Source organism: Endozoicomonas atrinae (assembly GCF_001647025.1).
Lineage (GTDB): Bacteria > Pseudomonadota > Gammaproteobacteria > Pseudomonadales > Endozoicomonadaceae > Endozoicomonas > Endozoicomonas atrinae.
On the sequence record NZ_LUKQ02000407.1, the window covers coordinates 1 to 1,198 of the forward strand.

1 protein-coding gene is annotated in these 1,198 nt (G+C 50.5%); it reads left to right on the forward strand.

Features of this window, described 5'->3' with window-relative positions; translation table 11 throughout:
* The coding region (locus tag AK963_RS27045) for a DEAD/DEAH box helicase family protein (RefSeq protein WP_139117702.1) at positions 1–1,198 on the forward strand (1,198 nt) is incomplete at both ends.

Here is a 1,198-nt window from a genome sequence, read left to right on the forward strand (position 1 = left end):
AATTTATTATCGGCAGATCGCTTCAACTACGACGTACTCAACCACACCGACCTGACACGCACCACCGGCAAATCCGGTGAGATCAATCTGGAAACCATCAACTGGGGCAACTATGACCTGATCGTGGTTGATGAATCCCATAACTTCCGTAACAGCAGCTCCGCCAAAGAGGGTCATACCCGCTACTCGCGGCTGATGGATGACATCATCCGTTCCGGTGTGAAAACCAAAGTACTGATGCTCTCGGCAACACCGGTCAATAACCGGATGAACGACCTGAAAAACCAGGTCGCCTTCATCACCGAAGGGCAAGACACCGCCTTTGAAGCACAAGGCATCAGCAGCATAGAAATCACCCTGAAAAAAGCCCAGACCCAGTTTAATCAATGGCTAAAGCTCGACGAAGCGCAGCGCAGCACCGAATCACTTTTGGAAGGCATGAATTTCGACTACTTCAAGCTGCTCGATCTGCTCACCATTGCCCGCTCCCGCAAGCATATTGAAAAGTACTATGACATCGCAGAAATCGGTGCCTTCCCGGAACGCCTGAAGCCACTCAATATCAAGGAAGACATCGATTCAAACGGCCAGTTTCCACCGCTTAAGGAGATCAACCGCATCATTCGGCGCTTAAACCTCAGTGCTTACGCGCCACTGAAGTATGTAAGGATGGAGAAACGGGCAGAATATAACCGCAAATACGATGTTCAGGTCAGTGAAGGCTCAGTGTTCAAAATGGTGGATCGTGAGCAGAGCCTGATTCACCTGATGCGGGTAAACCTGCTGAAACGGATGGAAAGCTCGATCCACTCCTTCGCACTAACCCTGAAAAAACTGCTCGGGGCCGTCGACCTGCTGCTGAGCAAACTGGACAACCATGCCAGCGATGAGGTTGAAGAACTCAGCATTAACGATATCGAGGTAGACTCCCCGGAGTTTGACCCTTACCTCATTGGTAAAAAGGTCAAAATCCTGATCAAGGATATCGATCACATCCTCTGGCGCCAGGACCTGGAAGAAGACCGCACCCGTCTTCAACAACTATTAACGGAAGCTCAGGCCATCGATGCAAAGCGGGATGCCAAGTTGCATCGCCTGCAAGCCATCATTGAGCGTAAATGTCAGCAGCCTCTGAACCCGGGCAATAAAAAGGTGATTATTTTCACCGCCTTTGCGGATACCGCCCAATACCTGTACC